This window comes from Gordonia tangerina, from assembly GCF_021556435.1.
GTDB lineage: Bacteria > Actinomycetota > Actinomycetes > Mycobacteriales > Mycobacteriaceae > Gordonia > Gordonia tangerina.
In genome coordinates this window covers 47,980-72,030 of record NZ_JAKGCU010000027.1, presented here as the reverse complement: position 1 = coordinate 72,030, position 24,051 = coordinate 47,980, and the positions used below count along the sequence as shown (strand labels likewise).

27 protein-coding genes are annotated in these 24,051 nt (G+C 67.6%); 11 read left to right on the top strand and 16 right to left on the bottom strand.

What is annotated here, in order from left to right:
* The first annotated feature begins 252 nt into the window (after positions 1–252).
* Entirely contained in the window at positions 253–432 is a 180-nt protein-coding gene (locus L1892_RS21140; protein WP_235725727.1) for a hypothetical protein, read from the top strand.
* A 131-nt stretch (positions 433–563) separates the two neighbouring features.
* On the opposite strand, the gene L1892_RS21135 is transcribed toward L1892_RS21140, so the two are convergent.
* Together L1892_RS21135 and pheA are read right to left on the bottom strand one after the other, a co-directional pair.
* Positions 564–1,238 (bottom strand): histidine phosphatase family protein, encoded by a 675-nt coding sequence (locus L1892_RS21135; RefSeq protein WP_235725724.1) that lies wholly within the window; start codon positions 1,236–1,238, stop codon positions 564–566.
* The gene (gene pheA, locus L1892_RS21130) at positions 1,238–2,188 is read right to left on the bottom strand and encodes a prephenate dehydratase (protein WP_235725722.1); all 951 of its coding nucleotides are present in this window, start codon (positions 2,186–2,188) and stop codon (positions 1,238–1,240) included. Before pheA ends, L1892_RS21135 begins: the two co-directional genes overlap by 1 nt.
* Before the next feature lie 141 nt (positions 2,189–2,329).
* Here pheA and L1892_RS21125 point away from each other — a divergent pair, with 141 nt between their 5' ends.
* Positions 2,330–3,085 (top strand): DUF2470 domain-containing protein, encoded by a 756-nt coding sequence (locus L1892_RS21125; RefSeq protein ID WP_235725717.1) that lies wholly within the window; start codon positions 2,330–2,332, stop codon positions 3,083–3,085.
* Between the two features lie 33 nt (positions 3,086–3,118).
* Positions 3,119–3,925, top strand: coding sequence for a CPBP family intramembrane glutamic endopeptidase (locus L1892_RS21120; RefSeq protein WP_235725715.1), 807 nt, complete (start codon positions 3,119–3,121; stop codon positions 3,923–3,925).
* A gap of 10 nt (positions 3,926–3,935) precedes the next feature.
* On the opposite strand, the gene L1892_RS21115 is transcribed toward L1892_RS21120, so the two are convergent.
* Together L1892_RS21115 and L1892_RS21110 are read right to left on the bottom strand one after the other, a co-directional pair.
* The gene (locus tag L1892_RS21115; protein ID WP_235725713.1) at positions 3,936–4,619 is read right to left on the bottom strand and encodes a DUF4873 domain-containing protein; all 684 of its coding nucleotides are present in this window, start codon (positions 4,617–4,619) and stop codon (positions 3,936–3,938) included.
* Positions 4,616–5,530: an AurF N-oxygenase family protein gene (locus L1892_RS21110; protein ID WP_235725712.1), complete on the bottom strand. Its 915-nt coding sequence runs from the start codon at positions 5,528–5,530 to the stop codon at positions 4,616–4,618. The genes L1892_RS21115 and L1892_RS21110 overlap by 4 nt, the downstream gene beginning before the upstream one ends.
* Positions 5,531–6,086: 556 nt before the next feature.
* On the opposite strand from L1892_RS21110, the gene L1892_RS21105 reads away from it, so the two are divergent.
* Positions 6,087–7,166, top strand: a complete 1,080-nt coding sequence (locus L1892_RS21105; RefSeq protein WP_235725709.1) for an LCP family protein — start codon at positions 6,087–6,089, stop codon at positions 7,164–7,166.
* A gap of 90 nt (positions 7,167–7,256) precedes the next feature.
* The gene (locus tag L1892_RS21100) at positions 7,257–7,802 is read left to right on the top strand and encodes a ferritin (RefSeq protein ID WP_235725707.1); all 546 of its coding nucleotides are present in this window, start codon (positions 7,257–7,259) and stop codon (positions 7,800–7,802) included.
* A 13-nt stretch (positions 7,803–7,815) separates the two neighbouring features.
* On the opposite strand, the gene L1892_RS21095 is transcribed toward L1892_RS21100, so the two are convergent.
* The 5 genes from L1892_RS21095 to L1892_RS21075 all read right to left on the bottom strand — a co-directional run bounded on the left by L1892_RS21095 (position 7,816) and on the right by L1892_RS21075 (position 12,257).
* Entirely contained in the window at positions 7,816–8,736 is a 921-nt protein-coding gene (locus tag L1892_RS21095; protein ID WP_235725706.1) for a DUF5926 family protein, read from the bottom strand.
* A 63-nt stretch (positions 8,737–8,799) separates the two neighbouring features.
* On the bottom strand, positions 8,800–9,591 hold the full coding sequence (locus L1892_RS21090) for a glycerophosphodiester phosphodiesterase (RefSeq protein ID WP_235725705.1): 792 nt from the start codon (positions 9,589–9,591) through the stop codon (positions 8,800–8,802).
* The gene (locus L1892_RS21085) at positions 9,588–10,415 is read right to left on the bottom strand and encodes a DUF4328 domain-containing protein (protein ID WP_235725704.1); all 828 of its coding nucleotides are present in this window, start codon (positions 10,413–10,415) and stop codon (positions 9,588–9,590) included. The genes L1892_RS21090 and L1892_RS21085 overlap by 4 nt, the downstream gene beginning before the upstream one ends.
* Before the next feature lie 215 nt (positions 10,416–10,630).
* Positions 10,631–10,966 carry a rhodanese-like domain-containing protein gene (locus L1892_RS21080; protein WP_235725737.1) on the bottom strand — a complete coding sequence of 112 codons (336 nt, stop codon included), beginning with the start codon at positions 10,964–10,966 and terminating at the stop codon, positions 10,631–10,633.
* Positions 10,967–11,408: 442 nt separating this feature from the next.
* Positions 11,409–12,257: a S49 family peptidase gene (locus L1892_RS21075; protein ID WP_235725703.1), complete on the bottom strand. Its 849-nt coding sequence runs from the start codon at positions 12,255–12,257 to the stop codon at positions 11,409–11,411.
* Positions 12,258–12,310: 53 nt separating this feature from the next.
* Between L1892_RS21075 and L1892_RS21070 the strand changes: the two genes are divergently transcribed.
* Entirely contained in the window at positions 12,311–13,063 is a 753-nt protein-coding gene (locus L1892_RS21070) for a VOC family protein (RefSeq protein WP_235725702.1), read from the top strand.
* Positions 13,064–13,070: 7 nt separating this feature from the next.
* Here L1892_RS21070 and L1892_RS21065 read toward each other — a convergent pair whose 3' ends face one another.
* Positions 13,071–14,141, bottom strand: a complete 1,071-nt coding sequence (locus L1892_RS21065) for a winged helix DNA-binding domain-containing protein (protein ID WP_235725700.1) — start codon at positions 14,139–14,141, stop codon at positions 13,071–13,073.
* Positions 14,142–14,145: 4 nt separating this feature from the next.
* Positions 14,146–14,862, bottom strand: a complete 717-nt coding sequence (gene msrA / locus L1892_RS21060) for a peptide-methionine (S)-S-oxide reductase MsrA (RefSeq protein ID WP_235725698.1) — start codon at positions 14,860–14,862, stop codon at positions 14,146–14,148.
* A 131-nt stretch (positions 14,863–14,993) separates the two neighbouring features.
* Here msrA and L1892_RS21055 point away from each other — a divergent pair, with 131 nt between their 5' ends.
* Together L1892_RS21055 and L1892_RS21050 are read left to right on the top strand one after the other, a co-directional pair.
* Positions 14,994–15,146: a hypothetical protein gene (locus L1892_RS21055; protein ID WP_235725692.1), complete on the top strand. Its 153-nt coding sequence runs from the start codon at positions 14,994–14,996 to the stop codon at positions 15,144–15,146.
* 194 nt (positions 15,147–15,340) lie between these two features.
* The gene (locus L1892_RS21050) at positions 15,341–15,970 is read left to right on the top strand and encodes a superoxide dismutase (protein WP_235725690.1); all 630 of its coding nucleotides are present in this window, start codon (positions 15,341–15,343) and stop codon (positions 15,968–15,970) included.
* Between the two features lie 80 nt (positions 15,971–16,050).
* On the opposite strand, the gene L1892_RS21045 is transcribed toward L1892_RS21050, so the two are convergent.
* Entirely contained in the window at positions 16,051–16,800 is a 750-nt protein-coding gene (locus tag L1892_RS21045) for an energy-coupling factor transporter transmembrane component T family protein (RefSeq protein ID WP_235725689.1), read from the bottom strand.
* Entirely contained in the window at positions 16,797–18,857 is a 2,061-nt protein-coding gene (locus L1892_RS21040; RefSeq protein ID WP_235725735.1) for an ABC transporter ATP-binding protein, read from the bottom strand. Before L1892_RS21040 ends, L1892_RS21045 begins: the two co-directional genes overlap by 4 nt.
* 270 nt (positions 18,858–19,127) lie before the next feature.
* On the opposite strand from L1892_RS21040, the gene L1892_RS21035 reads away from it, so the two are divergent.
* The 3 genes from L1892_RS21035 (at position 19,128) to L1892_RS21025 (ending at position 21,594) form a co-directional block, all read left to right on the top strand.
* On the top strand, positions 19,128–19,652 hold the full coding sequence (locus L1892_RS21035; protein WP_235725684.1) for a peptidase: 525 nt from the start codon (positions 19,128–19,130) through the stop codon (positions 19,650–19,652).
* Positions 19,653–20,109: 457 nt separating this feature from the next.
* Positions 20,110–20,478, top strand: coding sequence for a VapC50 family PIN domain-containing toxin (locus L1892_RS21030; RefSeq protein ID WP_372475357.1), 369 nt, complete (start codon positions 20,110–20,112; stop codon positions 20,476–20,478).
* Positions 20,479–20,886: 408 nt separating this feature from the next.
* A complete protein-coding gene (locus tag L1892_RS21025) occupies positions 20,887–21,594 on the top strand; it encodes a TMEM165/GDT1 family protein (protein WP_235725683.1) in 708 nt (235 codons plus the stop codon).
* 14 nt (positions 21,595–21,608) lie between these two features.
* Here L1892_RS21025 and L1892_RS21020 read toward each other — a convergent pair whose 3' ends face one another.
* The 3 genes from L1892_RS21020 to L1892_RS21010 are packed head-to-tail and all read right to left on the bottom strand — an operon-like array spanning position 21,609 to position 23,812.
* Complete coding sequence (locus tag L1892_RS21020; RefSeq protein ID WP_235725681.1) at positions 21,609–22,706, bottom strand: MAB_1171c family putative transporter; 1,098 nt, start codon at positions 22,704–22,706, stop codon at positions 21,609–21,611.
* Between the two features lie 2 nt (positions 22,707–22,708).
* Positions 22,709–23,218, bottom strand: a complete 510-nt coding sequence (locus L1892_RS21015; RefSeq protein ID WP_235725680.1) for a M78 family metallopeptidase domain-containing protein — start codon at positions 23,216–23,218, stop codon at positions 22,709–22,711.
* Positions 23,219–23,248: 30 nt separating this feature from the next.
* Positions 23,249–23,812: an XRE family transcriptional regulator gene (locus L1892_RS21010; protein WP_372475356.1), complete on the bottom strand. Its 564-nt coding sequence runs from the start codon at positions 23,810–23,812 to the stop codon at positions 23,249–23,251.
* Positions 23,813–24,051: the final 239 nt, after the last annotated feature.

The following is a 24,051-nucleotide window of genomic DNA, read 5'->3' as shown; positions in this document are numbered from 1 at the left end:
ATCCAGAAACTCACCCTGGCGATCCGACTCACCCTGCATAACCTCAGGATCCCAGCACGGCGGCCAAAACCAGCGCATTCCCGCGCCGGAATCCACCCCCAATTATTCAGCAGTCTCCTAGCGCCTCGCGACTACTCGACCAGCAGTTGGTCGAGTAGTCGCCAGCGGTTGGTCGCCCTCGACCAGCGGTTGGCGGCCCTCGCCAGCGGTTGGTCGCCCTCGACCAGCGGTTGGTCGAGGAGTCGCCAGCGGTTGGTCGCCCTCGACCAGCCGTTGGTGGCCCTCGACCAGCGGTTGGCGACCCTCGACCAGCGGTTGGCGGCCATCGACCAGCCGTTGGTGGCCCTCGACCAGCGGTTGGCGACCCTCGACCAGCGGTTGGCGGCCATCGACCAGCGGTTGGCGACCCTCGGCCAGCGGTTGGTCGAGTAGTCGCCAGCGGTTGGCGGCCCTCGACCAGCGGTTGGTGGCCCGCCGACGCCCATAGTCGGTGGTCGAGTAGGCACCGAGCCCCTGGGCGAGGCGCCGTATCGAGACCAGTCCCGCCGGACCAACGACGAGAACTACCCCATCGGATCGGCGGACGGCTCGGTCACCAGCGGTTCGTCGATGCGCGGACCGAACGGGCCGGCCACCGCACCCCACCGGTGCAGGCGCCACAATCCGTCGACGAACTCGAGTTCGATGGAACCGGTGTTGCGCAGGTGTGTCTCTGCGGCGAAGCCGGGGTCGACACCGGCCAGGCGGGCCGCGATCAACCGGATCGCCGCGCCGTGACTGACCACCACGACATCGCGTTGATCAGCCCCCTCGAGGTGCCCCGCGCGCAGGTCGTCGATGACCGGTAGGTAGCGGTCATAGACCATGGCCAGTGACTCGCCGCCGGGCAGCCGCGCTTCGAGATCCCCCCGATGCCACCGTTCGACGACGTCCTTGAACACGCCGTGGGCGTCGTCGTCGGAACGGTCCTCCAGGTCTCCCACCTGGACTTCGTGGATGCCCTCGGCGACGTCGGGGTCCACCTCCCACACCGATCCGATCAGCTCTGCGGTCTGCTGCGCACGCCGGGCCACCGAACTCACCAACACCACGTCACTCGATCGCGGATTCTCCAGCGCATAGCGAACCCCTTGGCGCACACCGAAATCGGTCAGCGCGGCGCCGGGCAGGGCGGTGTCGAGGCGCCGCATGACGTTGGAGGTGGTCTCACCATGACGAACCAGATACAGCCGCGCCACTAGCGCACCTCCCCGCTGCGCAGACTCTCGAACCAGGCGACGCTGTCGGCGGTGTCGGGCGGCGGGGACCCCGTGGCGCGATCACAGGGCCACGAGCCCAGGAACACCACCCGCTCACAACGGCGGTACAACGCGCGCAACGCCTCCCCGACCGCGTCGTCGTCGATATGACCGACGGCGTCGAGGTAGAAGCGGTAGGAACCCGGCACGTCGCGCCGCGGACGGGATTCGATTCGCGTCAGATCGATTTCACGCGAGGCGAATTCGTCCATCGCAGTCATCAGGCTGCCCGGCACGTTCGGGAGGTCGAGGATCACCGACGTCCGGTCGGAGCCGGTCGCCGCGGGCGGCGCGGCCGGTGCGCCGATCAGCAGGAACCGGGTGTAGGCGTCGTCGGCGTCGGCCACCGCGTCGGCGAGGACCACCAGGCCCGACAACTCCGCCGCCAGCGAGGTGGTGACGGCCACGTCCGCCTTGCCGTCCGCAACGTCGGCGGCAGCACCCGAATTCGACGACGCGGTGACGAATTGCGCCTGCGGATAAAGCTTCTCGATGGATTCGCGCACCTGCGCCGCGGCCACCGGATAGGCCGCCACCGTGCGCACCTGTGACGGTTCCAATGGCGATCGCGCGCCGATCGTGAACGCGACGTCGAGCACGACCTCGGCGAACACTTGCACCCGCCCGGCGGTACCCGGCCCCGGCGGGACGAGCGCGTCGGCGGTGGCCGGGACCGCACCCTCCACGGAACTCTCGATCGGGACACAGCCGAAATCGGCCGCCCCGGCGCGCACCATCTCGATGGTGGCGGCCGGGCTCTTGGCGGCGATCTTCTCCACGTCACCCGTCGGGCGGGGGGCGCTTTGCCGCGGCAGCCGGGTGGTCAGCAGCCGGTCGAGGGCGATCTCGGTGAAGGTCCCCGAGGGACCGAAGTAGGCGAACACGGACACGACAAGAGCCTAGTCGAGCCGACGCAACCGCCGATCGACGTTCTCGGACCCGTCATCGAAAGGATTGACGAACACCGGATAGGTATTTAGGTTAGGGTTGCCTTAATAAGGACTAACCCGCCGATCGAAAGCGAGGAGCGCATGACTCGGGCACTGACCGACCGTCCGTCGGACGCCGAACTGATCCAGACCGCATGCCGCCAGGTCAGCGTCGCCACCCTCGCTGTCGAGGGCGCCGAGCCGACTCCGGTGAACGTGGTGCATCTGTTCGAGTCGCAGGCATTCGTCCTGGTCCCCACCGACGGCGACGCGGTGACATTGGCCGGTGACTGCCCCGACGGGATCGCCGCCATGGTCGAGGTCACCGATTGCGCCCCGATCGATCTGCGCGAACGGGTTCGGTCATTGGTCTGGCTCAACGGCACCCTGCATGCCGTCCCCACGAATCTGGAACGCGATCTGGCCGTGGAGATCGCCACCGAACACCCCGACGACGGGCTACTCGACCTGGGCCACGGCAGTTCGATGCTGCGGCTGCAGATCGACAGCGCCGTCATCGCCACCTCCGCGGGTGCGGCCTCGGTCCCGTCTGCCGAGCTCGCGGGTGCGACCCCGGACCCGTTCTGGGAGTACGAGGGCGACTGGATCGCACATCTGGATTCCGATCACGCCGACCTGGTCGGACAGCTTGTGCGGCGCCTGCCGCGAGACATGCGCGACGGCCGCGTTCGGCCACTCGGACTGGACCGGTTCGGTATCCGCTTCCGGATCGAGGGACGCGGCGGGGATTCCGACGTGCGACTGCCGTTCACGCGACCGGTCTCCGATGTCCACGAACTCTCCCAGGCGTTGCGCACGCTCGCGGGTTGCCCCTTCCTGAACAGCCTGCCGGACTGAGACCGGAGGCGCCCGGCCCGTACGCTGGCCATCATGCGCGCCACGCTGAGATCGGTTGTGCACCCCGCGCGTCCGGCCGGGATCGCCGTCGTCACCGACCCCGTCGAACGCCGCGCACTCATCCTCGAGCTGGTCATCGTCGGCGCCCTCACCTTTGCGTTCTCCGCGATCTCGGCGGCCCTGTCGTTGGTGGAGGCACAGCTGGCCGGCGGCATCGGCAACACGACAGTCGCGCTGAATCCGTCACGTTCGGACCTGGGGTGGATCGACTTCGCCCGTCAGCTGATGAGCGCCCTGCGACTGTTCGCGATCGGCGGGCTGGGAGTGTACCTGCTGTGGCGCAGTGGATTTCTGCGGCTCGCCGGCCTCGACCGAGGGCCAACGCGACGCGACCTGCCCGCCGGCGTCGGACTCGCCGCAGTGGTGGGGCTGCCGGGCCTGGCGCTCGTGGCCATCGCTCGTGCGCTGGGCGTCAACGCACACCTGGTCCCCAGCGAGGTCGACGGGGTGTGGTGGCGCTGGCCGATCCTGATCCTGCTCGCGGTGGGCAACGCCGCCGCCGAGGAGATCATCGTGGTGGCCTACTTCATCACCCGGCTACGGCAACTCGGTGCATCCGAGAATGCCTCTCTCGCCGCGAGTTCGGTGCTACGCGGCGGCTACCACCTGTACCAGGGTGTCGGCGCGGGACTCGGCAACGTGGTGATGGGACTGGTGTTCGGGCGGTTCTTCCAGGTCACCTCGCGGGTGTGGCCGCTCGTCGTGGCGCATGCAGTGATGGACATCGTCGCTTTCGTCGGTTATGCGCTGCTGCACGACCATCTGAGCTGGGTCGGCTGACCGATCGCTCTCACACCACCAGCGCGTCGAGAGCGTACGGCGGCGCGCCCACTCCCACGATCCGAACCGTACCGGCGGGGGTGACCTCGGCCAGCCGGGCACCCACCGGCTCGCCGCCGTCCATCGCGACGGCCACCGTGGTGACCCGGTTGTTCTTCCACCGTCGGACTTCGTCACCGAAAACCACGCCCGCCCAGTGGTATCGCCCGTCGAGTGGGTCGAGATGACCCGTCACCCGCACTCGCGCCGACAGCTCGTCGCCATCGACCGACAGCACCGCCATGCCGTCGACGACGTCGTCCTCGATGGATTCGACACCCACCCAGTCGTAGTCGTCGGGACGGAACCGACGCAGCCGCGACCTGCGACGCCGGGGCGTCCCGATGGCCGCCCACTCGTTCTCGATGGGCTTGCGCACGGTGAGCGAGTGCGCACCGACGACGGCGAGGTGCTCGAGCATCGACGCCACATAGTCAACAGCCCGTGGGTCATCGAGAAACACCTCACCGTCGCGATCCGCCGACATGAGATCGAGGTAGCTCCCCGCGGGCGCACTGCGCTCGTGCACCGCCACCCCGGCCCTCAGGGCATCGGAGACGATGTTGATCCGCACCGCCGAACGTCGGATGCGCGCTCGAAGGCGTTGCGCCGGCAGTCCGGTGCCGGTGACCGCCACCGTCGGATGGCTGCTCATGGCAGGAATCCGCCGCGCCGCCACCCGTATCGCGACAGCCGGCTCATCAGTCCGGCGTCCTCGAGAAACGCCGCGAGCGAGGCAAAGCCACGTATCTGCACCTCGTGAAAGTGCGGGTTGGCGCGCGCGACCCGCGCGGCGGCCCGGCCGTCGAGGCCGGCGCGGGTGTACATCGCCGGATTGGTGAACAGCCGCCGGAACAGCACCCCCGCCAGCGCATGTCCGTTGGCGGCCACGACCGTCTCCCACCGGCCGCGAGTGGGTGTGCGGCGCATGATGCCGTCCCGGGCGAAACCGATGTGCCTCGCTTCCTCGGCGACGTGGATCTGCATCAGCCGTGCCACGAGCGGCTGCAACTCTGGATCGTCGAGCATCTCGCGCTGCAGGGCGTCGAAGATCTCCTCCCCGACGAGGGCGGCCACCCACAGCAGGCTGCCGCGCAGCGCGGAGGGCAGCATCGTCATCACCGCCCGCTCCCACCACCGCATCCGGAACGGCCGGGCGCCCGACCATTCGATCGCCCGACCGAACATGACCATGTGCCGGCACTCGTCACCCATCTCGGTCAGCGCGTAATGCGTGGTGGCCGACGCCGGGTCCGCGGCCATCAGGCGATCGAGCAGCGTGCGGTTGAGCAGGTTCTCGAACCAGATGCCGACCGACAGGATGTTGGCCAGCTCCTGTCGGGACACCTCGATCCGCCGCTCCTCCGACAGTCCGGCCCACAGGTCGGTCCCGGCCAGCGTCAGCACCCGCGGCGGGAGGAAGTAGCGATCGGATTCGGGTTCGCGATCCCAGTCCAGTTCGACGACCGGCTCATACGACCGCTTCACCGACCCGTTGATCAGGCGTTGGGCAATTGCCACCCGCCCTGCGCCATCATGCCGCCTCACCTGCGATGTCGCTGGCATCGGACACCTCCTGGACCCCATCGTCTGTGATCTCCGACACTAGATCCGGGTGGCTATGTGTCAATAGTGAATGTCACAGTGCTTGATGGATTGATTGTGTGTCCGCTCCACTCGGTCGCGCAGCGCGCCGGAACGCGAGGCGTCGATGCGTACATTGGATGAGATGAATGAGCCCGACCAGCCGATGATGCGACGGCGCGACGTCCCTGCAGGACCCGCCCCGCGCGCCGGCGACCGCGCTCGCAGACCCGTCCCATCTCCCCCGCGACATGCTTCCCCGCCGCCACCTTCCGCATCTCCCCCTCAGGGTTCGCCGCGTCGTCCACCGCCGCCCCATCCGGACGCCGGCCGGACCCGTCAGGCGCCCGGACCGCGTCGCAATCCGGTTCCCCCCAACCCGCCGGAGGCCACCGCGCACCTGCGCGACCGACGTGCCGACGATGCGCACTACCGACCCCCGCTGGCCTGGTCGGATGCGCCGGGTTCGGCGTCACCCGGCAACCGGCAGAGTTACGCGCCCACGCAGCGGCCCGAGCCCGTCCCCGCGGCAGAACGCATGCGACGACCGGTGCCCGCGCGTGCCGGGTCGTCGGCGCGCCACGGCGGTGATGGCGGCGGACCCCGACGACCCGGCGGCCGCTCCGGAACCGCCGCACCGAAGCCGCGCCGCCGTCGGCGACGACGACTGCGCGTCGGCCGACTGCTCCTGGTGGCACTGTTGGTGCTGGTGGTCGCGTCGGTGGGTCTGGTCTTCTACTACGACAGCAAACTGCATCGCACCGATGCGCTGACGGCCTACGCCGGGCGCCCGGCCGACACCCCCGGCACCAATTGGTTGATCGTCGGCACCGATTCGCGAGCCGACCTCAGCGACGCCGAGCGCGCCGAGTTGTCCACCGGTGACAGCGACGGTTCCCGCACCGACACCATCATGATGGTGTACAAGCCGCCGAGCGGTGATGCGATGCTGATCAGCATCCCGCGTGATCTGTACGTGCCGATCCCCGGACAGGGCTCGCACAAGATCAACGCCGCGTTCAACTTCGGCGGACCACAGTTGCTGGTACAGACCGTCGAACAGCTGACCGGTGCGCGCATCGATCACTACGCCGAGATCGGTTTCGGCGGATTCGACCAGGTGGTCGACGCGGTGGGTGGGGTCAACATCTGCCTCGATCAGACACTCAACGACCCCAAAGCGGGTTTGAACCTGCCCGCCGGTTGCCAGGATCTCAACGGTCAGCAGGCACTCGGCCTGGTCCGGACCCGCGCCTTCCCCAACGCCGACCTCGAGCGCATCGAGAATCAGCGTAAATTCCTCAGCGCCCTGATGGCGAAGGCCACCAGCCCCTCGGTCCTGCTGAATCCCTTCCGGCTCATCCCCTTCGTCAACTCCGCGGTCGATGCGGTGACCGTGGACGACGGCGATCATCTGTGGAATCTGGCCGGACTGGCCTGGTCGCTGCGCGGCGACCCGATCACCACCACCACTCCGACCGGTGGCAGTGAGTACACCTCCGACGGCGATTCGCTCGCCGTCGGCGACAACACCGAACAGTTCTTCACCTACATCCGCAAGGGCGCCGCGGTGCCCGAAGACCTGCTCTCCACCCAAGCCGGTGTCATCGGCGGCTGACGCCGGCCGGTGGTGAAATGTGGTGAGGCTCAACTCAGTTAGCCTGCGCTGAGCCGATCCCCGGATTTCGTGGCGCCTACTCTGGACGCCATGACATCGAGCACCGACGACACCGTCTTCCGGAAACTGCTGCACGAGCAGATCGGCAACGAGTTCGCCGCCGCACAGCAATACATCGCGGTCGCGGTCTACTACGACAGCAACGACATGCCGCAACTGGCCAAGCACTTCTACGCTCAGGCCGTGGAGGAACGCAACCACGCGATGATGATCGTGCAGTACTTCCTCGACCGCGACGTCGATGTGGAGATCCCCGGCGCACCGGCCCCACGGACCACCTTCGCCGACTACCGCGAACCCATCGAACTCGCACTGGCACAGGAGAAGTCGGTCACCGAACAGATCGTCGACCTGGCCCGTGCCGCGCGCGACTGCGGCGACTATCTCGGCGAGCAGTTCATGCAGTGGTTCCTGGCCGAGCAGGTCGAGGAGGTCGCCACGATGACGACCCTGCAGACCATCGCCGATCGTGCGCAGGGCAACCTGTTCGATCTGGAGAACTTCGTGCAGCGCGAGATCAACGGGAACGCACCGTCGTCGGCGACACCGCCGCCGGCCGCCGGCGGGAACCTCTGATCCCCCGGAGATCTCAGCGCAGGGTGACCTGACGGCCGCGAATGCCGTCGCGCGAGCGCACCTCTGCGGTGGTCAGGTCGCCTTCGACCGCCAGTGCCTCGGTGAGCCATTCGTCGAACTGATCGAGCGCCGGCGCCCATTCCTCGTGATGGAGTTCGTTGTCGAGGTCGAATACCGGCACCAGTAGCCCGTGGGTGCGGAACGAACCGGCGAACCGCGACCCCTCGCCCAGGGTGAGCCGACCAGCGGCGTGCAACCGGGCGAGCGCGTTCATCACCTCGTCCTCCGGTTCGGGGCGCACCCAACGCAGGTGGGCGCGCTCGCCGGCGTCGACCCACCAGGGTGCGCCGATCCCACTCTTGGCGGACAGCCTCGCGCTGGGCATGATGGAATCCTTGGCCTGCTCGAGCATGTCGGCGAATTCGGCCGGGACGTCGGTACCCGGCGGGAACCACCACCCGAAGTCGTCGTGCACGACGATGTCGAGCTGGGTCTGCGGCGCGAGGACATCGGTCAGTGCCGGCGGCTCGTCGGAGGGCACGAAGTCGGTGTCCGGGGCGGCCTGCGTCGACCACACGAGCGCGTCGGCGATCTCCCGGTCGACGTCGTCGGGGTCCACCTCGGTCTGCAGCGCGACCACACCCTGCGGCCCATCGTCGGTGTTGCGGACGATCGCGCGCACCGCACCGGGCAGGATGCTGGCCAACAGCACGCTGCGATCGGTCCCCTGGGTCAGTGCTTCGGACCCGAGTTCCACTGTGGCCGAGGCGACGAAGGCACGCATCGCCACCAGGTCGCATTCGGCGGCGAGTCCGGCGAATGGCCGCGGCGGCGGCGCCATCGCGGCCCGCTGACGCTCCTTGCGGGCGGCGACCCGCTCGGCGCGATTACTTCCCGGCCGCGGACCACTGCCGCGTTTGCTCTTCTTCGCCATGCGTCCACCCTCTCACGGGGTGGGCGCGCGGTGAGCGCGGGCTGGGCGGTGGGCGGTGGGCGGTCAGTCGACGGTGACGAGCCAGTCGCGCACCTTGGCCGGTTTGTTGGTGGCGACCCACCGCACACCGAGGTCGGCACACATCTGCACATCCGGCTGCTCGTCGACGGTCCAGCAGTAGGTGACCCGTCCGGCGGCCGCGGCACGATCGACGAGGTCCGGATTCATCCGCAACGTCTCCACCGAGGGGCCGATGCCGGTGGCACCCACCGCGGTCGCCGCGCTCCCACCGAGCATCCGAGCGGTGTCGCCGAGCAGAATCGTCGGCAGCATCGGCGCATGCCGACGGATTCGCCAGACCCCGGCTGATGAGAACGAGATGACCACGGCGCGACTGTGATCGGCCGACGGCGGAGTGGCGACACCGAACTCGTGCAACATCGCGAGGAGCTTTTGTTCGACGAGGCTGCCGTAGCGCACCGGGTGTTTGGTCTCGATGAACAGCCGGACCGGCCGGCGCCAGTCGAGGGTGAGGGTGATCAGCTCCCGCAGCGTCAGCACGGACGCCGGTTCTGCGGCCGGGTGCCAACTGCCGAAGTCGAGTTCGCGCAGTTGGGCCAGCGACATCTCGCTGACCGCGCCCACCCCGTCGGAGGTTCGGTCGACGGTTCGGTCGTGCACGCAGACGAGTTCGTGGTCGCTGGTGAGCCGGACGTCGCACTCGAGGCCGTCGGCGCCCTCCGCGAGAGCGCGTTCATAGGCGGCCAGGGTGTGCTCGGGCAGATCCGCCGAGGCTCCGCGATGGGCGACGACGGCCGGCTTCCCCGACCGGGACACCTGCTCGGCGCCCGTCATGCGGCCATCACCCATCGGCGCGCCGGAACCGGGTCCTGCTGTGAGGTGGCAAAAGTGACCTCGAGCCGGTCGGCCAGCCATCGCGCGAAGACCGCCGAACATGCGGCGGACACAGTGACCGCCACCAAGCCGTTGGCACCGGTCTGGATCGATCCCGACCAGGTCGCGACCACCCGAGTCACGATCGCGGCCACCGCCAGTGCGTTCACGATCGCCCAGGCGACCCACATGCGGGTCAGGCGGCGTCGGGTGCGGTCGCCGTCGAGGTCGGTCCGGACGTGGGCGGCCTCGTGCAGCAGCACGGCCACACCCAGCACGTTCACCAGCGGCACCACCGCCAGGAGCACGATCTGCCACCGTGGCCGTGGATCGCGACGATCAACGCAGCGGTAGGCCTCGGTACGCATGGCCATCACCCATCGCGCGAAGACGACGGTCGTGTACACGAAGCAGCCGAGTGCGAGCAGGCCACCGAAGATGACCAGGGTGGAGGTGACCAGATCCGTCCACGCCGGGACCGGCGTGGACCGGTTGATGATCAGCAAGACGTAACGCAGCAGGTGCGCGACTGCGGCCAGCCCGAGCGCGGCAGCCAGGACGTACAGCGCACGGGTCAGGGCATCGGACAGTGCGCCACCACGCGAGGCGGCAGCCCGCCCGCCGGTCGCGTTGCCCAGGCCCCCGTCTGTGAGTCCCCCGTCCTTGAGTCCCCCGTCCTTGAGTCCCCATTGCGGGATGTAGACGTAGCGCGGGATGTAGCGGGGCCGCGCGACGAATTCCGGTCGTCGAATCGTCGGAATCGCCTCGGGTGGACGTCGGGCCACCCACCGGACGTGTCGGCTCCGGTAGAGCCGGCCACTGCGCGGACCGCTCACCGGCGCCGGCCGTGACGGCGGTGCTGCCGGGGCTGGTGGTGCCGCCTGCCGCGGAGGCCCGAGCAGATCCGAGTCGAGCACACGGAGCGGACCACCACATCGGGGGCAGCGCTCGCGTCCGGGGCGGTGGGGCGCCTGGATGCGGCACCGCGGGCAGAGGTCGATCATTGCGAGCCGGCACTCCCGGTCTCGACGGGCTTGCCGTTCTCGACCCACGCGAGCATGCCGCCGCGGACACAGCTGCCCTCGTAGCCCATCTGGCCCAGGTACTGCAGCACACGCATCGACCGCCCGCTGGAGTGACACACGACGAGCAACTCGGCGTCGAGGTCGATCTCACCCAGTCGCGCGGGAACGTCACCGAGGGGGATGTGCAGCGCTCCCCGGACATGCCCGGACGCCCATTCGTCGGGCTCGCGCACGTCGAGCAGCACGCGGTCGGTGTCGTCGGTGAAATCGTTCGGGAGCTCGGTCACCGCCACCTGTCGGATGTCGCCCATACTCACGGAACCATGGTGGCACAGCCGTCCGGTCGCGGGCGCGGATCATGCCCGGAACGCCTGTGCACAACTTCGACGCGCATGACTCGGATTGACACGGGCCGGACGCCGCACAACGGACTATGACGACCTGCATATATCTATCCACATGCCGCTTTGCCAAACCGATCGGAAGTGTGCATCGGCGACCATCAACCTGTGGATGAGACTGTGGAAATTGTGGAGAAACCCGGCCCGACCTCCGCCTCCGCTGTGACCGCTTTCACATGTGGTGTGATAGTCGTCACTGAAATGGTTGCTCAGTGTTACACACTCTTCACCAAAGTGCAGAGCTGGGTCACACCCGAAGAATCTTCCCCAACGTGCGCCATCCTGTGGATAACTTGGGGAGAACGGCGCACAACTGCTCAACGAGGCGGCCGAACCGGCCTTTCTGCGCAAGTCAGCGGAGTTCGGTTCTGATGGGCCGATCGAGCACTTCGAGGGCACCGGTCACCGCGTTCTGTACAACGTTCTGCACGCTCACCTGCCCGCCGAGGAGCCGCGCGAGCAGCGGCTTGGGTGCGTCGATCACAGTGATCTCCGCATCCGGGTAGCGCTCGGCGATCACCGACCGCATGACGCCGATCGCGTCGACCAAGCCCACTTCGACCGCGCGGCCACCCACCCACAGGTCACCACTGAACAACTCCGCGTCGGGCGCGTTCAGCTTCTTGCCCCTCCGCTGCCGCACCCAGCTGATGAACGCCTCGTGCAACTCGCCCTGCAGACCGCGCAGCCACTCGACGTCCTCGGGCCGCTCCGGCGAGAAGGTGTCGAGGCGGGCCTTGTTGTCACCCGCCGTGTAGAGCCGACGTTGGACACCGAACCGGGAGAGCACATCGGACAGGCCGAAACCCGAGGAGACCACCCCTATCGACCCGATCATGGAGGTGTGAGCGGCAAAGATCTCGTCGGCGGCGCAGGCGATCCAGTATCCGCCCGACGCCGCGACGTCCTCGCAGAAGGCGAGTACCGGCACGCCCTTCTCCGCCGACAGTTGCCGGATGCGTTCGGCGATGTACTCCGACTGCGCGGGCGATCCGCCGGGTGAGTTGATCACGATGACGACAGCCTTGACGTGCTCGGTGCCGAACGCCCGCTTGAGGATGGGCTCGACGCCGTCGGTGCTGATCCCGTGACGTCCCACGCCGGTCGGCCCGATCGGGCCGTCGAGCCGGACGACGGCAACCCGGTCCGCGCGAGAACGCGCCACACGCTTGGCGATCGATCTGAAGGGTCCACCGGTCATGCGGCCGAGTGTAATGCGCGGCCCCGCGCGCTCGACGGCCCTAGACTTTCGGCGTGCGAATCCGATGGCTTACGGCGTTCTTGGATTTCCCGTCCGACCAGTTCGGCGCCGAGGTGACGTTTTGGCGGGCGATCGCCGGCAGTACCGTGTCACCGCCTCGGGGCGAGCACCGCGAGTTCGCTTCGCTCGAACCGTTCAACGGGGATCCGCATCTGCGGGTCCAGCGCATCGACGAGGGGCCGGGCGGCATTCACCTCGACCTGCACGTCGACGATCTGGGCGCGGCAACCGATGAAGCGATCCGGCTGGGCGCCAACATCCTTCGCAGCAGCCTCGACACCGGGTGGGTGTCGCTGACGTCACCGGCCGGATTTGTCTTCTGCCTGGTCGCCTGGCAGGGGGAATCAGTACGTTCGCGACCCATCCGGTGGCCCGGCGACACGATCAGCATCATCGATCAGGTATGCATCGACGTGCCGCACGGCGCGTGGGACCGCGAAATCGAGTTCTGGTCTGCGATCACCGGCCGTCCGACGACGCCCACCAGCCGCCCCGAGCTGGTACGCCTGTCCCGCGACCCCGCCCTCGCGATCGGAATCCTGTTGCAACGCAACGGTCCCGACGATCCCTCCCAGACCGCGTCGGGCCATCTGGACCTGGCAGCCAATGCCGTCGAGGACGAGGTGGCGCGACATGAGGACTGGGGCGCCGAGGTCGTCGAACGCCTCGAGCAGTGGACAGTGATGCGCGACCCCGTGGGCCGCCGATACTGCATCACCAACCGCAACCCACGCACCGGGGACTGATCCGGCCTCAACCGTTTCCGTCGAGGAATTGTTGCAGCAGTTGAACTTCGGTTTCCAGATCGTCACGCTGCGATGACGACAGCTCGATCATCACCTCCAGGTGGACGCGCCCGTCGGCGATGCGCCAGGACCCGGCCAGCCATCCGTCGACCAGCACGAACCCTGGCGATCGTCCGTTGGGAGTGCGCAGCCGGCCGAATCGCTCCTTCTCAGCGATCCGCCGCCGGTCGGCCTGCGCGACAAGCACATTGTCATACGGCGCCAGCAGCCTGATCGGCGCCGGCCGATCGGCGTCGACGATGTCGAGACCCTCCAGGTCGAACAACCGCTCACCGTCGGGCCCGATGCGCTCCACGAGTTCCCAATCGGCCTCCATCTCCTCGACCAACGGCGTGAGCCTGGTCAACCCACACCAGCTCTGGATGCCCGCAACGGTGGCCGGGCCGAAACCGCGCAGATATAACCGGATCAGATCACGGCGCGCCTCATCGCCGGCAACCGCCGGCTCCCCCGAGCCGACCCAGTCGTCGAACAGCCGATACGTCGGTGCGGCCGACCCCCGCCACAACCCACGCGGTGGTACCTGGACCAGCGGAAGGGCGCACCGCGCCACCGCAACGAGAGTCGACGCCGGCGCGTCGGGATGACGTTCCTGCAGCGCACGGCCGAGTTCGGTACCCGACAACGACCCGCCCGCCAGCAACTCGGCGGCATCGGTCACGACATCCGCGGGCCGCACCCCGTTCAGCTTGCGCGCATGTATGGCCAGTTCCGCGTCGAGCGCCGGCTGCGCGAGCGGTCGTACCCAACGGGCGTCCTCGGCATCCATCAGGAAGACCGTGGACCGCAACATCGCCATCCGAACGACTTCGCGGTCGGTGAGCAGATCGTCGAGTTCGGACGGGTCGAAATCGGCGATGCGCGAGGCCAGTCCGAAGAACGGCGCACGCGGGTCCTGCGCCTGCAGGCCCACGCACCGGTCGAGCACCTCGATGGCGTCCTCGGCGACTCGCTCCAGCAGGTGCTGGCGATGCAGCAGCGTCCGGTTCCATTGACCGGTGGTGATCTTCTCGGCCACCTGCTCAGGCGGCGGGATAACGCAGGCCGGTGGCGGCGTGGCAGCGGTAGCCGTGCGGGTTCTTCGCGAGGTACTGCTGGTGGTAGTCCTCGGCGTAGTAGAAGCGGCCGTCCCCGGCGTCGGCGAGCGGGCTGATCTCGGTGGCGATGGGCCCGAGCCCCGCCTGCCTCAGCACGGTCTCGAACTTCTCCGCGCTCTGCGCGGCGAGCCGAGCGTCGGCGTCGGTCAGGGTGTAGATCGCCGACCGGTACTGCGTCCCCACATCGTTGCCCTGCCGCATCTCCTGGGTGGGATCGTGGCTCTCCCAGAAGACCTTCAGGACGCCTTCGAGGTCGATCACCTCGGGATCGAACACCACGAGCACCGATTCGGTGTGTCCGGTGCGTGCGCTACATACCTCGTTGTAGGTCGGATTCGGCGTGTACCCGCCTGCGTAGCCGACGGCAGTGGTGTACACGCCGGGCAGCTGCCAATAGATCTCTTCGATCCCCCAGAAACACCCACCGGCCAGAATCACCGCCGACAGACCTCGGCCGAAGTCCCCGATGCCGAGATCGCCGTCGGGGAATTCCGGGTCGATCGCACCCCGGAGCGGGTGGTGCAGGAGCAGATGCTCATCGGCGACCGGGATTCCCTCGGCGCGACCCGGCAGCGCCCGTTCGGGCGAGATCATTTCCCGTTTGTGTGATCGCGAGGAAAGAAGCTGGTCAAGCCATGACATGAGTCCGATCCTACGCGTCGCCGGCGCCGCCACGGGTTGATGGATTTCGCAAGGTCTGCCTATCATGTCCCCCACGTCGGGGTTGTGATCATGGTCACTCCGGCTGGGATCAGCGACGACGAAGGGTGTTCATGGCAACGCACGCGAGTTCTGAACTCCGGCGGGCCCTCGGCTCTCGGCCGAGCACCCCGCGCGCCACCTATGACGTCCGGTCGGCGTGCGTCGGGACGGCCGCGAGCACCCTCGCACTGGTTGCCCTCCTCGTCCTGTTGATGCTGCTCTGAGCTACTTTTCCGGGCCGATTCTCGGCCCGCAGACTTCAACCACACTTGAAGTAGATTGTGCCGCAGTGTTTGCAATCGCCCATGTGGTGGGTAAGGGTGGAAGTACTCGCGCTACCCGACATCGGGCTCCGTTGTCCGATGCCTGTGATCCACGCGCGCAGTGACAAACGAGCAGCACCTCAGAGAGGATTATCGTGGCTGAATACACCTTGCCGGATCTCCCTTACGACTATGCGGCGCTCGAGCCGCATATCTCCGGCAGGATCATGGAGCTCCATCACGACAAGCACCACGCCACTTACGTCAAGGGCGCCAACACCACTCTGGAGAAGCTGGCCGCGGCCCGCGAGGACGGCACCATCGCCGACAAGGTGTACGGCCTGTCGTCGACGCTCGCTTTCCATCTCGGTGGCCACACCAACCACTCCATCTTCTGGAAGAACCTGTCGCCCAACGGAGGCGACAAGCCCGAGGGTGATCTGGCCGCCGCGATCGACGATCAGTTCGGCAGCTTCGACAAGTTCCAGGCACACTTCACCGCCGCCGCCACCACGCTGCAGGGCAGCGGCTGGGCGATCCTGGGTTACGACACCATCGGCGGCAAGCTGGTAATCCTGCAGCTCACCGACCAGAGCGGCAACATCCCCGCGGCCATCATCCCGGTCGTCATGCTCGACATGTGGGAGCACGCCTTCTACCTCGACTACCAGAACGTGAAGCCCGACTACGTCAAGGCCTGGTGGAACGTCGTCAACTGGGCCGACGCCGCGGAGCGCTACGCCACCGCGAGCAGCCAGGGCAAGGGACTCATCGTCCCGGCCTGACGCCCCGTCGGCAGCAGATGTGCAGCGCCGCCCGGTTCGGATCTCCGAGCCGGGCGGCGTTTATCTGTAGGGGGGCCTGCTCAGAGCAGGATCGTTACCGTGATCGCCGCGGCACACGCAACGCCGACCACCGCCAGCACCACCGCATCGGTGCGACCCGGCCGCGACGGGTAAGCCGCCAGCCGGCCGGTACCGCCGCGAGCGGTGATGGCCTCGGCCATCTCCGAACTGCGCCGCAACGCACTCGACATCGCGGCGGTGATCATGTCGAGCACGCCCATTTCCGCCGCCGGATGGCCGCTGCGCGGTGGCGCCGACGGCCGCAGCCGATGCGCTGCCCGCAACATGCGCAGTTCGTCGATCAGCATCGGCATCCCCCGCAGACACAAAGCGATGGCGACAGCCCACTCGTCGACCGGCAGCCGGAAGATACGCAATGGCCGCATCAGGGTCGCGATCGCCGGGGCGATGTCGGCCATCGGCGTCGTCCAGATCACCAGGATCGAACTCGCCACCAACACCAACCCGAGGGTGACCGCCCGCAGGTACACGATTAGCGCCGCTGGACCGAACATCACGTTGAGCAGGCCGCCGGCGATGATCAGACCCCAGAACCACCAGGGCGGCCGCGGGATGGCACCCAACGGGATGCCGGCGGCAATCGCGGTGATCACCACGAACGCCGCCACCATGCCCAGCGACGGCCACGACGGCAGCACCCACGTCATCACGCTGAGCAGCAGCACGACGATGAGTTTCGTGCCCGCCCACAGACGATGAACCATGGAGTCGCCGGGCACCTGGCGCAGCGGGATCGTACGCACACTCATTCGGCAGCCTCCCCGGTTGCACGCTGAAACGACTGCTGCCCGGAGATCCCCGGGGCGTCGACCACCGTCAACGTGCCGTCGGTGAGCCGAACCCGCCGACTGACCACCGCGTCGAGATCGGACAGATCGTGCGAGATGATCACGATCGTCATCCCCTCGGCACGCAGCCGTCCGAGCATCTCGACGATCTCGGCACGGGCATACGGGTCCACCCCAGCGAGCGGTTCGTCGAGGATCAACACCTTGGGTCGCCGCGCGATGAGCCCGGCGAGCACCACCCGACGCATCTGGCCGCCGCTGAGGGAATCGGTTCGGCGCGCGGCCATCTCACGCGGCAAGCCCACCGCCTCGAGTACCCGGGCGACCTCCGCGCTGCCGACCTCGATTCCGCCGGCGGCCATGATCTCGTCGCCGACGGTCTGCTTCTGCAACTGCAGGCGGGCGTGCTGGAACGCCAGTGCGACCTCCCCGACCTTGTCGGTACTCGGCGCGCCGTCGAGGGTCGCGGTCCCCTCCGACGGCCCGATCAGTCCGGCCATCACCCACGCCAGGGTGGTCTTGCCCGAACCGTTTCCGCCGACGATGAGCAGCCCGTCGCCGCGATGCACGGTGATCGACACGTCGTGCAGCGCGCGCACCGCCCACGGCGAACCGGCGAGATAGGTGTGCCCGACCCCCTGCAGCATCAGCAGCGGCTGCGCCGGCCGCGGACCGAACCCGCCGGCCTGCGCCACCGGCGTCGGCCGGGCCGGTTCCTCGACCATGCCGGGGCGCGGCACCCAGTGCGGCGGATGCGGGATCACCCGACCGTTGTGCAAGTGGATGATGCGGTCGGCGGCGGCGGCCTCGGCCCCCCGATGGGTGATCAGCACGACGGTCATGCCGCGCCGGCGCGGCAGATCGGCGAGCAGCGCCAGCAGTTCGTCCCGACCTTCCGGGTCGACCATCGAGGTCACCTCGTCGGCCACCAGCAGAGCCGGGTCACGCGCCAGGGCGGCGGCGATGGCCAGCCGTTGCTGCTGACCGCCGGACAGATCCGACGTCTCGCGATCCCCCAAACCGGCCAGCCCGACCTCACCGAGCAGACCCTCCACGTCCACCTCGGCGCCGAAGGGCAGACCCCACACGACGTCGTCGGCCACCCGCGAGCCGAGCATCTGGGTCTCTGGTCGCTGCAGCACCATCGCCGTGCCGCCGTGGCGTCCGAGACCGGCGGCGCCGGGCCGTGTCACCGAGCCCGTCGTCGGCGCCCGGCCGGCGAGGATCTTGGCCAGGGTGGACTTGCCCGACCCGTTCGCCCCCACCACTGCGACGAACTCACCGCTGCCCACCGATACGTCGACGGCGTCGAGCACCACCGGACCGTCCGGCCGGTAGCGGAACCCGACGTCGGTCAGGTGCAGGGGCAACGGCGCCACCTGCGCCGATTCGGTATCCACGGTGCCCGCGTCCAGGGTGTCCTCGCTCGGGATGTCGGCGAGCCGGGCGATGACCCCGCCGAGCAACCACCAGGCCACCGCCAGCGACATCACAGTCCCCAACGCGCCGGACACCCACATCCACACCCACCAGTGATCGACCATGCTGGTGCCGAGCGAGTCGACGGTGTCGGCCAGTCCGGACAGCCCCGGAACCTGGTTGAGCAGTTTCACCAGGCCGCCGACGGTATTGCCGAGGGCCTCCAGAGCCAACGTGCGCAACGGCACCAGGATGAGCAGCAGCAGCACCGAGATCCCGCCGATCACCGGGGCAGCGACAAGTCCCGCGACTGCGAGGGTGCCGATGCCTCGGCCACGCCGTTTGGTGTCGCCGACGATGCCGCCGACCAGCGCCGACCCGAGCACCGTGGCCGCCGCCCCGGTGCCCGCCATCGCGAAACTGACCCCGGTGGCGGCCACCGACGCCGCGATCAACGCCCGCGGCCGCGTGCGCGCGGCGACCAGGGCCAGCGGGACCGGCGCCAACAATCCGACCGCCGTCGCCAGCGGCACCACAGCGGCGACCACGATCGCCGCGACCGTCAGGCCACCGAAGATCGCGATTGACGCCATCTCCATTGGGCGCAGCGGAACAGACTTACTCACCTCATCCAGTGTGCCTGGTGGGTCCGACGGTCCCGCCGTGTGTCCGCCTCATCACACCCAGGACGCTCGGCCGGTGGCGTCCGAGCGTCCACACCCGGGTTACGTCGTGTAAAAGAACCGTCACAACAACCGTGTTCGAGTTGTCAGCACCGGCGTCGAGGTGGATTCTTCTTCCACAGGATCCGATTTTCGATCCGGGTCCTCGTCCGGGAGTAAGAACCCTGTGGCAGAGGGAGATCAGTGATGACGACTTCCATACCCATCGGCCTGACGCCGTTCCACTTCGAAGGGGAACTCAACGGCATCCTGATCTCGGGTCGGTGGCCCGAGTCGACGCTCGAATGGACCCAGACGCTGGTGGCCTCCGTCCGGATCGCGTGCCGGCCCGGCTTCCTGCCCACCACCACCATCTTCGGGGTCGTCGAAGAGCGTCCCGACGATGCCGACGCCGACGCGGTCGGAATGATGGTCGCGGTGGGCAACGTCGTCGACGACAGCTTCGTGGAGGCGGGCCGCTTCCTCACCAATCCGCCGGCGCTGGTGATGCTGCACCCGCCGTCGCAGACCCGACCGTCGTTGCCGGAGTGCGCCGACGTCGCCTCCGGATGCGTGCTGCTGCCCGGTCTGCCCGAACTCGGTCTCGAACACCGCGCCGGCTGGGCCGAGGCCGAGGCCGACGGCACGGTGGTGAATCTGCGCAACCAGGTCGGGATCGACCCCAACGCCGACCCCGACACCGCGGTACTGGCGATGTTGCTGGCGGCCTGACGAGATCGTCGAGATCTGGCGTCGTGCGTCGGGAAATCGTTTCCTGAGTTCGGCAGGTCCAGGTGGATGCATCGCGAGCCGGTGCTTGGCTGGCGAATACCCGACGTCTGCGTGCCCATGGGTCATCGCCCGGACCCAATCGCTGGACCGAGGTCCACCCGGTCGGACCCGACCGACAAGCGAAGCAGGAGGTCGAGATGACAGCCATCCATGTTCCAGACACGTGGAAACGCAAGATGGGCATGGACATGTCAGAGGAAGGCGAGGACCGGGCCTTCACTTTCGGCGATGACAAGTGGTAGTCAGTGTCACGACTATGGGGTCAGAAAGCCTCTATCGTCCCCTATGGTCGGACGCCATCCCCGAAGAACTCGAGTACCACGAAGCGTGCAAACTCATCGATCGCGGCGCCAATCCGGCTGACGCAGCAGCACGAGCAGCTCACCTCGTCCAGCAGATGGCAGGTGCGTTCAATGACGCCTACGTCGCTGGATGGGAGGTGCTGGACGGCTCTTTCGAACTCCCAGATCCAGATGATGAGCACCTCGTGGCTGCAGCCGTCGTCGGTGGCGCAGAGGCAATCGTCTCCGACAACATCTCAGACCTGCCCCAAGGAAAAGTACCCGGCCATATCCGCGTTGTCAGGCCTGTTCTGTTCATTGCTGACACAGTCGCCGTCTCGGCCGACGCTGCGGTGCGGGCCCTGCGGACAATGATCACCCGGCGCACCAACCCTCCGGAAACCTTCCGGCGCGTGCTCGACGTACTCGAAGAGCGATACGGGATGGTCGACGCCGTCGAGATGATACGAGCCGCTACGAGTTGAGATCCTCCAGCGGACGACGTCGCCGCCGATACGCGCTTACGTCACCCGGCAACGCCTCGCGCAGCGGATGTGTGACTGCCAGGGATGCCCCAGCGGCAGACCTCCTCGTTCGATGAGGCGCCCCGGCAAGCAGATACCAGGGCAGCAGGAGGGGCGCATCGCCGGTTGGGTGGTTGAGCAGATCCCGTCGGTCTCGGTAGCGGGCGGGACACGTACTCAGACGTCCGCGAGCGAGGTTTCACTGATGTGGCAGTCACCCCAGACAGCCTGACCTGCACCGAGTGCCCTACGCCTCACAACACCCAAGAGTTAGGGTCCCCAAACTTATTCTTTTGAGCCTCCTACCTGCATAAATACGGGTCCGCGATCTGTTGCGAGGCCAGGTGTGGGCACCCTAACGTAGCTTCCGTGATCGCTGCCCTGTTGTTGAGTTTCGGCGTGATCTTCGTCGCCGAACTCGGCGACAAGTCACAGCTGATGGCCATGACCTACGCCCTCCGATACCGGTGGTGGGTGGTGCTGCTCGCCATCACCGTGGCCACCACCGCGGTGCACGCGGTGTCAGTGTTCTTCGGACACTTCCTGGGCCTGTCCATCCCCACCGACGTGATGTCGATCCTCGCGGGCCTGGCCATGTTGGTGTTCGGCTTGTGGACCATCCGGGGCGATCACCTCGACGACGACGAGTCCACCAAGGCCGAACGGGTGGGCGCATCGGTGTTCTTCGCTGTCATGTCGTCGTTCTTCCTCGCCGAACTCGGCGACAAGACGATGCTCGCCACCATCACCCTCTCGACCAACAACGACTGGCTCGGCGTGTGGATCGGTTCGACCATCGGCATGGTCGCGGCCGATGCGCTGGCCATCGCGGTCGGCTCCCTGCTGGGTCGGCATCTGCCCGAACGCATCATCGCCCGAGGCGCGGCCGCGCTGTTCTTCGGGTTCGGCGCCTGGCTGCTGTGGGAGGGACTGTCCGACGCATCGGCGGTCACCATCATCGCCACCCTGTCCGCAGTGGTCGTGCTGCTCGGCGTCGGCACCCTCTACCTCCGGCACCTGCGCCGCACCGCAGCAACCGATCCCGCCGATGACGCGGCCGTGCACAGCTCGCGCTGATCGGCGGGCCGGCTTCAGCCCACCGGCTGGGCGGCGACCGCAGCGGACAGTGCCACAAGTGGCGCCGCGTCGGTCTCGATGTCCGCGCCGCCGGGCACGACGTCGCGCACCGCAGCACGCGGCGGTCCCGCCACCGCATACTCCTCGACGGCAGCCCAGATCATGTCCGCGCGGGCGGCGTCGTCGACGACCTCGAAATCATCGGTCAGATACGGGCTCAGCTGGGTGAGCGCGTCGCGGATCTCCACGACGCGTCGGTGCAGGAGCAGAGCCGGTGCCGGCGCCCCACCAACCGGAAGCACCACTTCGGGAACCGCTTCGGTCACTAGCTCCCAGAGTGGTCCAAGCGCGTCGATCTCCCGTCGATACCGGCGCCGAGACGTGATCGCATGCCACCGCGCGCGCAGCATCGGGTAGCTGATCCCGACGAGGAAGGCGACGACGCCGACGGCCGAACAGACCCCGCTCACGTCGAGCAGCCGGCCCTGGCCGAAGGTGCGTGTCGCCGAACCGATCACGAACACGATCTGCGTCACCGCTCCGGCGGTCAGGGACACCAACCCGATCAGCAACAGGACCAGCGATGTCCGCAGATACCCCTCGGCCAGCTGCAGAAACCGCCGGATGCTGCGGACACACGCCACGAATCCGTAGGTGAGGTAGCCGCTGGCGATCAGTACGAACACCGCGTACGCGATGTTGCGGGCGGTCCACACCGACAGACCTTCGGTGCGCAGGTCAATCGGGATGACCAGCATCGTGATCTGCAGTCCGATCAGCGCGACGACCAGCGGCACCGCCTCGATCCCGGCCCGGCGTTCGCGTGACGTCGAGCGCCCGGGGAAGAAGAAGACGATGATCAGCGCGGCCACTCCGACGGCGAGCAGCCCGTAGAACAACACCCGCGCCGCCCCGGTGAAGGTCACCGTGTCGATCGCCTCGGTGACGTCGGCGCCGGAGACCACGAAGGCCAGAGTGAGTGCGGCGATGGCGATGGTCATCGCGATCGACTGCAACCCGCCGCCTTCACGCCGGATCTGTTCCAGGCGCCAGCACAAGGCGGCCGTGAACACGACGGCCGCGACTGTGTTGAGGATTCCGACGGCGATCATGCCTACAACCAGCCCTTGTGGCCGCCGAGAAGACGCTGGATGCCCCGCAGGTCGTCGTTGCGCGCGGTCGTGCCGACCACCTCGGTGGCCTCGGCCGCCCAGCTCAGGATCATCGACGCGAGCATCTCGGCCTCCCACTCGCGGTCGTCGGCGTAGCAGGTCCGACTCAGTGCATCGGCAGAGTCGTCGTCGGCAGGCGCGGTCAGCGCCGACGCAGACACCGCACCCAGGATCTGATGTCCGGCGATGAGATGACCGAACTCGTGGATGATGATCTGCTGCTGGTGCAGCGGCGACGTATTGGCCTGGTAGAAGAAGTAGTCCGCATCGTCGGCGGCCAGCCACACACCGTTGGGCATACCCACCGGCAGCGGGTGGGCGATCAACCGGATCGGGCGTCCACGCCGAGCCCCGTGCCGGTCACACAGCTGGGTGACGTCCAGCGGCAGGTCGAGGTCGAGACCCTTCAGCGTGTCGCGACAGAGCAACCTCAGCGCACGATGACTTCGCATGGCTCCCGGAGCGGTGTACGACCCCTGCGGTCAGTTATTGTGCGGCCCGCCGACGACGCGCAGACGGGCGTCCTCCGGGGTCTCGCCCAGGCCCGCCGCGATGACGTCGGGCGGATCCTTCGGCAGTCCTTGCTGCTCGCGCAGCACCTTGATGAGCTCGTTGACGATGGTGACCGAGTCGCTCGACAGACCGGCGAGGCGGAAGGCCGCCAATTGCACGTTGGTGTCGGCCTGCAGACGCATGAGATCGATCTCGTCGCGGGTGCGCTGCGCGGCGCGGTCTTCCAGGAAGTAGTGGACGTCCACGCCGAATGCAGCTGCGATGCCCTCGACAGTGCGGAACGACGGCGACTTGGCCTTACCGGAACGCAGCTGACTCAGATACGACTCGCCGAGCCGAAAGCCGCGCTCGGTCGATCGGGCTGCGATCGCCTTGGCGCTGTATGCGCGGCCGTTGGGGCCGGGCACTGTACGGAACAGTTCCTCGAGACGTCGCGCGAACAGTCCCGGATCCACTACTGCAGTGTGTTCGGTGTCGACCGCCCCGGTCCGACGTCCGCCGTCAACAGGCATTTCCGCACCTCGTATAGTCATTGTTCTCCCCGGCAAATTCAAAGTCGTTTGAACTTGCAAACATTAAAGACCCGCGTGCATCGTGGATGCAACGCCCGTTGCGATTTGAACGTACCCGACTACCATCGCCCATGCGTATCACCTGTGGCAACGATGTAACGAATCCTCCCTGTGGCATTATTCACACTCGATCGTGAACAAGATGTGGCGTCGCGAACCGGAAGTTGCCGAGAGGTGAACGGCGGGGTTCAACTCACACC